This window comes from Bacillus cereus (assembly GCF_002577405.1).
Classification (GTDB): Bacteria; Bacillota; Bacilli; order Bacillales; family Bacillaceae_G; genus Bacillus_A; species Bacillus_A cereus_AU.
Genome location: NZ_NULR01000021.1, coordinates 49,387 through 58,274 on the forward strand (window position 1 = coordinate 49,387; position 8,888 = coordinate 58,274).

The following is an 8,888-nucleotide window of genomic DNA, read 5'->3' on the forward strand; positions in this document are numbered from 1 at the left end:
TCTATATGAATCTATTTCGAAAAAAATCTATTTCAGCATTATTAGCACAGTCAGAACAAAAAGGAGCATCTTTAAAAAAAGAACTCAGTGCATTTGATCTTACTATGCTCGGGGTCGGCGCTATCATCGGAACTGGGATTTTCGTTCTTACCGGTGTTGCCGCAGCAGAACACGCAGGACCCGCACTTGTTTTGTCGTTTATTTTATCCGGTTTAGCCTGTGTATTTGCAGCCTTATGTTATTCTGAATTTGCATCAACTGTAACGGTATCCGGTAGTGCGTACACTTATAGCTATGCAACATTTGGGGAATTAATCGCTTGGATTTTAGGTTGGGATTTAACGTATTCTCCGAAAGAATTCTCCTTCCTCAAGCGTGTGAAGGGCGTAGCCCAACGATAGGTGGGAGATGAATGTCGGTTTGGTGTAGCCAAAAGGCTTTGCTTTTTATTTTGCCTCTGATAAAATCAGTCCTATAGAGAATAAAGGTTGGTATACGAATGAAATTAGATAGCAATAATCATTCAGTGTTCTTGTTGTATTATCATCTTGTGTTGGTCGTAAAATACAGAAGAAATGTGTTCGATGATGATATATCAGACTATGCAAAAGACATGTTTGTCAGGTTATCCGAGAATTACAACATAACACTGATAGAGTGGAATCATGATGTAGACCATGTTCATATTTTGTTCAAGGCACATCCGAATACAGAAATGACAAAATTTATTAATGCGTATAAAAGTGCAAGTTCTCGACTAATCAAGAGAGACTTTCCACAAGTGAAAAAGAAACTTTGGAAAGAGATGTTTTGGTCAAGAAGTTTTTGCTTACTAACTACTGGTGGTTCGCCAATAGACGTAGTAAAGAAATATATTGAAAATCAAGGTGAAAAGTGAGGTGAAATGATATGACAAAGCATAATAAAGCATATAAATTCCGTTTGTATCCAACAGAAGAACAAGCATATCTTATGCGTAAAACCTTCGGTTGTGTACGTTTCGTGTATAATAAAATGTTAGCTGAACGAAAAGAAGCGTACGAAAAATACAAAGATGATAAGGAGCAACTAAAGAAACAAAAGCCTCCAACTCCCGCGAAATATAAAGCAGAATTTGAGTGGTTAAAAGAAGTTGATTCATTAGCTTTGGCAAATGCTCAACTAAACTTGCAAACTGCCTATAAGAATTTCTTTAGTGGTCAAAATGACTTCCCAACATTCAAAAGTAAAAAAGACAGAAAGTCTTATACAACGAATGTAGTAAACGGAAATATTATGTTGCTTAATGGTCATATCAAATTGCCAAAACTGAAAATGGTACGTATCAAACAACATAGAGAAATACCACAAGATTATATGATCAAGTCATGCACGATTTCTATGACACCTACCGGTAAATACTATGTGTCCATCTTGACTGAATACGAAAAAGAGATTGTACAAAAAGAAGTAGAAACAGTTGTTGGATTAGACTTTGCGATGGATGGATTATACGTCAGTTCTGAGGATGAGAAAGCCAATTATCCTAAGTTCTATCGTAAAATGTTAGACCGGTTAGCAAAGGCACAACGAGTATTATCAAGAAGAACAAAAGGTTCTATTCGTCAGAATAAACAACGTATCCGTGTAGCTAAGTTACATGAAAAAGTAGCGAACCAACGTAAGAATTTCCTTCATCATGAGTCTAAAAAGTTAGCTGCTAATTTTGATATTGTAGCTATTGAAGACCTAAACATGAAAGGAATGTCGCAAGCACTTCATTTTGGAAAAAGTGTTGCTGATAATGGGTGGGGTATGTTCACTTCTTTCTTAGCTTATAAACTAAACGAACAAGGAAAACAACTTGTGAAAATAGACAAATGGTTTCCTTCCACAAAAACATGTAGCAGTTGTGGAAATGTAAAAAATATGACATTGTCTGAACGAGTCTATTCTTGTATATGCGGTGTAAATCTCGATAGAGATTATAACGCAGCTATCAATATCAAAAATGAAGCAATACGCCTATTAGCGTTAGCATAAATAGCAATAAAATAACCTTTGGAACAAGGGACTTAGCTCGGCTGTCTTAGGACGAATTCGTTAGCTATCAAAAGTAATGATTAACCGAGAAGCCCCCACTTCAAACAGTCCGTTAGGACGTTAAGTGGCGGGTAGTTCACCTGGGATTGTACCTTACGATCAGTTAGGTGTGAAAAACCCTGTTGCATTTGCACTACAATACATTCAACAAGATTGGGTTGCTGGTTTCATTTCTTTAGGAGCGATTACTGGAATTACAACTGTATTACTTGTTATGTTATATGGACAAACACGATTATTTTACGCAATTAGCCGCGATGGGTTCATCAATATGGACCTCAATTAGAAGAGAAAATACGACATCATCTTAAATCAACAAACGATTCATGGAGAGTCGATGAAACCTATATTAAAGTGAAAGGGCAATGGATGTATTTATATCGTGCCGTTGATTCAGAAGGGAATACCATTGATTTTTATCTAAGTAAATCAAGGGATAAACAAGGGATAAACAAGCAGCCAAGCGCTTTTTCAAGAAAGCCTTGGCTTTTTCGTATATTTCTAAACCTCGTGTGATAACAGTAGATAAAAACCCCTGCCTATCCTGTAGCGATTCAAGCGTTGAAAGAAGAGAAACATATGCCCGAAGGCATAAAGATAAGGCAAGTTAGATATCTCAATAATATAGTGGAACAAGATCATCGTTTTATTAAGAAACGTGTGCGTCCTATGTTGGGGTTTAAGTCATTTAAAACTGCAACTTCTATATTGAGTGGTGTGGAAGCCATGCATATGATTAAAAAAGAACAGATTGATTTACCGGACCAGTCTGTCCAAAATCAGAAAGAATTCATCCATCACTTGTTTGGTCTAACAGCATAAAATACAATTCCGCCAGAAATATATGCTCTATATTCTCTTTTATTTTATCTTTGCACCACAACCACAATTCCTTATGTCTACGATACTTCTCTTCCATTAATCGGCTGAACTGGTCGGTTATTCGTTGGGAATAATTTATGAAACGTTTCAATTTGTTTTTTGGACATTTCTATTGTCTGTTTCATCACAATCCACTGGACATTTTCTGTACAAGGAGGTGTTGTCAACGAACCCATGTAACGGAATGACGAATGATCTGAAGGAAGAAGCTGTTTTACATCAATAGTATGTTGCACATCAATCTGTGAATTTTTGCTGTTCGGGAGATTTTCCCACATTTCTGCAAAACCTTCGTTTTTTTGTCCTTCTTTTATCATAATACCTACTACTGCTAATTGACCTTGATCATTTTGATGGACCAGATGTAGTTCCATATCTGCATGTTTTCCTTCAAATTGATGTTCACTTGGTGTATGGAAATGGAATTGTTTTAATGTGTAACGACTTTCTCCAAGCGTGAGATAATCATCAGAACTATTTGCTTTCCCCTCAATACTATGTCCATTATTTTTAATAGAGAATGATATCGGTTGATAATTAATTTGCAAATGATTAGTATCCTCAACTGTTGATTTTATTTGTTCTGTTTTGATATCTATCGGAGATTGTTCTTGCCCATTTAAACACATTTTGTACTCTGGTTTCAATTCTCCCCAGTGCTCTGGGCTAGTAGTCCCTTCATATGACCATTGCGTATTTTTCTCTGTAGATTTTTCTTGTGTAGCTGTATCCTTGTTTGACTGTTCTTGTTTTGCTGTGTTACACCCCATCAACACGGCACTCATTGTCAATATAAGGGGAGCTTTATACAAAAACTTTGAACCTTTCATACTGTTTCCTCCTAAGACGATAAAATATTGTATTTAAAGAATATTGCCTGTGACTAAAGGTTCTGTTACAAATTCACCAAAAATATCAAGAATCTAGAGAAGCGTCGTTCGATTATTATGCAATTTAAATTTTTAAATAGAAAAATGGGATGTCGGAAGCTATACAGTTAATTTGTGAGCAAAGGAGTAACTGTGCTCATTTCTCAAGTTGAAAAAGCTTTATATAAAGCCAGATTGAAGTCAAAAGTTATTAAATACTATAAGAAATGGAAGCAAGAACATATTACATTTCCTAATTTGCTATTATTCTGTGTGTCCTCATTTAGCATTAAATAGAATGACTTCTTACCAATATCCAAAATCGATTTTGTAATCTAATTTGGATTCCAATTGTATTAATCTAATCATTTTTATTTGGCATTACTTCATTCTTTTCGAAACATGGGCTTGCTTTCCTACTAAATGTTTTGTCCTGTCTATACTCCCCCCTCATATCTAATTGATATTGACTTTTAATTTATATTAATTATAATTATATATAAATTATTAAAAAAAAATCAATATAGATTTATATTTTTTGATGTGATACTATATATTTCTAGTTCCGTTGCAAAGCTTTCGAAACGAAGTTATGTTTTTGAAAAGATAAATGGAAGCGTAATAAGGTAAATGTTTTAAAGTAAAACAATTCAAACAAGATATTATTCGGGTGTTTTTGCTCAAATTTGTGAAATGGGGGAATTAGCTTAATGGGGATCACTTTTCATCACCACCAAGCTAAAAAAATATCCCAAAAATAAAAAATGACTTCTCAAGATGAAAATGTACAATTTTTTATTGTGAGAGTGTCATAAAACTCTTAAGTTTATGGATATATATGGTGATTAATACTAATTAACGACCAGTCTTGTTTTGCGAAAAAAATGTCGAAATTACGCGAAAATTGAATTTTTTTGTCTTGTTATACTTTATATTTAGTGCTAAACTCATAATACAAAGAAAGAGTGGCTGAAAAGACCCTTATTTAAACTGAAAATACTGAAAATTCAGTTTAGTATACATCTAATTGATATTTACGCTTACTGCTCTTTCTTTGTTTTATTTTATATATTATATCGGGTATAGATAGCGGGGTGACTGAGATGAGATTAATTAGTAAAAGTAGAGTGTGAGTATTCTGTTATTCTTATGACACTTTAATTACTTAAGCGCACATTTATTACAAATATTTGTAAAGGGAATTGAGGCCCATTGTGCCGTCTAGCAATGGGAAGTTGGGTTTCATGCAAATAAAGAAATAAGCAACTACAATTAATTATGAATCTAGTCATTATGCTGAGAACTTAATTGAAGGTTTGGTATAGCGAGATTTAACCATGAGGTTTATAAATCATGTAGATTGTGATTAAAATTCTAAATTCATAAGCTGACACAAATTAGTGAACGTTACTGTTCATTCTTTTAAAAAGTATAAGACTAATTAATTATAAACCTAGGAAATGCTATATAGGAGGTACATGAATAAACAAAATTGTTTGTGGTTTTTACTAAATGAATCAAAATTTAGGCAGAGGTTTAGCACAAGCACTTAAGGATGATATTTAGGTGTCTGTAGGAGGGAGTATAAAATAACAAGTTTATCCCAAATGAGGTATTAATTTAAGTTTGTTTTTTTAATTACAAAATCAGTTACAAAAGTTACAGAAGCTATTTTTGGTATCTAAATAGTTTTATATTATAGATGAGAACATGGGGGTAATGCCTGTAGGAGGGGGTAGAAGGTTCTGGTAAATTGGGACATACAGATGTTATGAATCTGAAAGTAATAGAAAGTAGTATGAATAAACTGATGGCATTGAAATGAAAACATTATTAATCAGAAATTTATGCTATCCATAAGATGGTAGATATAATACAAGCTTTCAAGATTTGATAGGGATGATGATAAACGTAACTTCACTAGTTACAATAATATCAATAACTATTAAATTTGTAAATAGTAAACTTAGTGAAATTAATGTTAGATTAAAGAATTGAAGCTTATTGGAGGATAGAGAAATCGTTTATAAAATCTATTTTCAAGTTTTTTAGTTTATAACAGTTGAAAGAAACGGTATGTCATCAGCCTATTAAGTCATTGTCATTGTAAATTCATATTAGAATCCATCTAATTATAATTAATAGGAGAATGACATGATAAAAAGAGTAGTTTCGATTTTTTTAAGTCTAATACTGTTTATGTTGACGATAGGGCAGAGTTTGGTACCTATAGTAGCAAATGCACAAGAATTAAATACAACAGGATTTGTTGATACATTTAAGTTCGACAAAACGGATCTAACTTACGGAGAACGAACGGGAATAAAAGTTGATTTTAGTGATAAATCTGGAAATAAAATGAAGGCTGGAGACACACTAACATTAACATTACCACCCGAATTACAGGGCTATGCTAGAATGATTGATTTAAAAAATGAGGCAGGTGTAAGCTTTGGTACTTGCCAAGTAACATCAACGAATGTGATATGTACATTTAGTGATGTTGTTGAGAAACTTCAAAATATTAGAGGATATTTTTATTTTGGGGTTCAAGCAACTAAGAATGTAGCAACGGGACAAACGCTCACAGTTGATACAAACTTAGGTACACAATTACAAACGCAAAGGATCACAATTAAGGGTCCAACTGAAGGTGGTGGAGGTACAGCACCATTTGTCTATAAAGCAGGTAGAATGGATGCGGATGCTCCAACTAAAGTGAAGTGGGAAATACCTATAAATAATAACCGGGAACAACTTAGTTCTGATATAGTTTTGACTGATACTTTACAGCCGGGGCAAACGCTGGATCAGGATGGTTTTAGTATAGCTGTTGGAAATCAAAATTTAACACCTCAACAATTTAATGATGGGGGTTATGGGACGATTACCTTTAATGGTAATTCTTTCGAAGTTAGGTTTGATAAAGATCAGAGTAGCGGTAAGAACATAAGTTTAAGGTATACAGCTACTATAGCTGAAAGTGGAATGACCCAAAAAGTTTTTTTCAATAATTATACAATTAATTACCAAATCTTAAATGAGCAACCAGTAACGTTTTCAGAGCAGTCCTGGGCTGATAATATAAACGCAGGTGGCGGTGCTGACGGTGATTTACCGCCTAAAGGAACGTTAAGAATCGTGAAGCACATTGACGGAGATGAAACAAAACTCCTCCCAGATGTTACGTTTAAGCTGTATAAGGAATCAGGTGAACAAATTGGCGATACTTATACAACGGATGGACAAGGTATGGTTGAAGTCCCTAATCTAGACCCAGGAAATTACTATGTGCAAGAGATTACAGGTCCAAACTATTTGGATTTTGATCCTCAAGTAAAAGTGCCTTTTACAATTGATGCAAATGCTGAAAAAGGTGTAAAGCTTATGATTCCGAATAAAGTGAAAACGACATCTGTTTCAGGAACGAAAACTTGGAATGACAACAATGCAACAGATCGCCCAAGCTCAATCCAAGTAGAGTTACTGCAAAATGGAAATTCAATCAAAACACAAGATGTATCAGCAGCGAATAACTGGAACTATACGTTTGCAGATTTACCAGCATATGATAATGATGGTAATACTTATACGTATACAGTAAAAGAAAAACCGGTAGCGGGATACAAATCGGAAGTAAATGGCTACAACATTACGAATACAAAAGATGCAAAAACATCTGTTTCAGGAACGAAAACTTGGAATGATAACAATACAACAGATCGTCCAAGCTCAATCCAAGTAGACTTATTGCAAAATGGAAACGTAATTCAAACACAAGACGTAACAGCAGCAAACAGTTGGAAATATACATTTGCAGACTTAGCACAATTTGATGCGAACGGTGTTGCTTACACGTATACGGTAAAAGAAAAACCTGTAGCGGGATATAAATCCGAAGTAAAAGGTTATGACATCACAAATACAAAAGTAGCGAAAATGACAGTAGAAGGAACGAAGACGTGGAAAGACGGAAATGCAACAGACCGTCCGGCAACAATCAAAATAGACTTACTACAAAATGGAAATGTAGTAGACACAAAAGAAGTAACAGCGGCAAATGGTTGGAAATATACATTTACAAATTTAGAATCATATGATGCGAGTGGTGTTGCTTATACGTATACAGTAAAAGAGCAACCGGTGGATGGATATAAATCCGAAGTTCACGGTTATGACATTACGAATACAAAAGTAGCGCAAACAACAGTAGAAGGAACNNAAAACGTGGAAGGACGGAAATGCAACAAATCGTCCGGCAACAATTAAATTAGACTTACTACAAAATGGCCAAGTAATTGCGACACAAGAAGCAAGTGAAGCAACAGGTTGGAAATATGGATTCAAAGACTTAGCGGCATATGATGCCGAAGGCAATGCGTACAAGTATGAAGTAAAAGAACAACCGGTGGATGGATATAAATCCGAGGTAAAAGGTTATGACATCATAAATACAAAAGTAGCGCAAACAACAGTAGAAGGAACGAAGACTTGGAAAGACGGAAACGCAATAAATCGTCCGACGATGATCAAAGTAGACTTACTACAAAACGGAAACGTGATCAAAACACAAGACGTACTAGCAGTAATGGGTTGGAAATATATATTTGCAGATTTAGAAGCATACGATGCAAATGGAATAGCTTATCAGTATGAAGTGAAAGAACAACTAGTAGTGGGATATCAATCTAGTGTAAGCGGTTATGACATTACGAATACAAAAGTAGGCGAAACGAAAGTAGAAGGAACAAAGACTTGGAACGATAACAACGCAACAGATCGCCCAAGCCTAGTTAAAGTAGATTTACTACAAAACGGTAAAGTAGTAGACACAAAAGAAGCAACAGCGGCAACAAACTGGAAGTATACATTTGAAAAACTCCAAGCATACGATACAAACGGGGTAGCTTACATCTATACAGTGAAAGAACAATCGGTAGATGGATATAAATCCGAGGTAAAAGGTTATGACATTACAAATACAAAGGTAGGTCAAACAACAGTAGAAGGAACAAAAACGTGGAAGGACGGAAATGCAACAAATCGTCCGGCAAC

The 8,888-nt window shown here is 34.7% G+C and carries 5 protein-coding genes and 4 pseudogenes; 8 read left to right on the forward strand and 1 reads right to left on the reverse strand.

Annotated elements, in window-relative coordinates:
* Positions 1–5: 5 nt before the first annotated feature.
* The 5 genes and pseudogenes from COC96_RS23265 to COC96_RS23290 form a co-directional block, all read left to right on the forward strand.
* Positions 6–341: pseudogene (locus COC96_RS23265) on the forward strand (amino acid permease); the annotation flags it as partial.
* Positions 342–499: 158 nt separating this feature from the next.
* Positions 500–898 carry an IS200/IS605 family transposase gene (tnpA, locus tag COC96_RS23275; RefSeq protein ID WP_070142913.1) on the forward strand — a complete coding sequence of 133 codons (399 nt, stop codon included), beginning with the start codon at positions 500–502 and terminating at the stop codon, positions 896–898.
* An 11-nt stretch (positions 899–909) separates the two neighbouring features.
* Positions 910–2,022, forward strand: a complete 1,113-nt coding sequence (locus COC96_RS23280; RefSeq protein ID WP_098269474.1) for an RNA-guided endonuclease TnpB family protein — start codon at positions 910–912, stop codon at positions 2,020–2,022.
* A 142-nt stretch (positions 2,023–2,164) separates the two neighbouring features.
* Positions 2,165–2,350: pseudogene (locus tag COC96_RS23285) on the forward strand (amino acid permease); the annotation flags it as partial.
* 26 nt (positions 2,351–2,376) lie between these two features.
* A pseudogene (locus tag COC96_RS23290) lies at positions 2,377–2,904 on the forward strand (IS6 family transposase).
* A gap of 77 nt (positions 2,905–2,981) precedes the next feature.
* Here the strand turns inward: COC96_RS23290 and COC96_RS23295 are convergent.
* Positions 2,982–3,794, reverse strand: a complete 813-nt coding sequence (locus COC96_RS23295) for a carbonic anhydrase (RefSeq protein ID WP_098269473.1) — start codon at positions 3,792–3,794, stop codon at positions 2,982–2,984.
* A gap of 2,397 nt (positions 3,795–6,191) precedes the next feature.
* Here COC96_RS23295 and COC96_RS23300 point away from each other — a divergent pair.
* The 3 genes and pseudogenes from COC96_RS23300 to COC96_RS28395 all read left to right on the forward strand — a co-directional run.
* The gene (locus tag COC96_RS23300; RefSeq protein ID WP_441296598.1) at positions 6,192–8,102 is read left to right on the forward strand and encodes a Cna B-type domain-containing protein; all 1,911 of its coding nucleotides are present in this window, start codon (positions 6,192–6,194) and stop codon (positions 8,100–8,102) included.
* Positions 8,098–8,229 (forward strand): annotated as a pseudogene (locus tag COC96_RS28595) (Cna B-type domain-containing protein); the annotation flags it as partial. The gene COC96_RS23300 and the pseudogene COC96_RS28595, both read left to right, overlap by 5 nt.
* A gap of 12 nt (positions 8,230–8,241) precedes the next feature.
* Positions 8,242–8,888 (forward strand): Cna B-type domain-containing protein (locus COC96_RS28395; protein WP_373604892.1); only part of this gene is annotated, 647 nt, incomplete at its 3' end.

Bases quoted from the DNA above. Each gene is read 5' to 3' on its own strand.
- COC96_RS23295 (WP_098269473.1), bottom strand. From the start codon at position 3,794: ATGAAAGGTTCAAAGTTTTTGTATAAAGCTCCCCTTATATTGACAATG.
- tnpA (WP_070142913.1), top strand. From the start codon at position 500: ATGAAATTAGATAGCAATAATCATTCAGTGTTCTTGTTGTATTATCAT.
- COC96_RS23280 (WP_098269474.1), top strand. From the start codon at position 910: ATGACAAAGCATAATAAAGCATATAAATTCCGTTTGTATCCAACAGAA.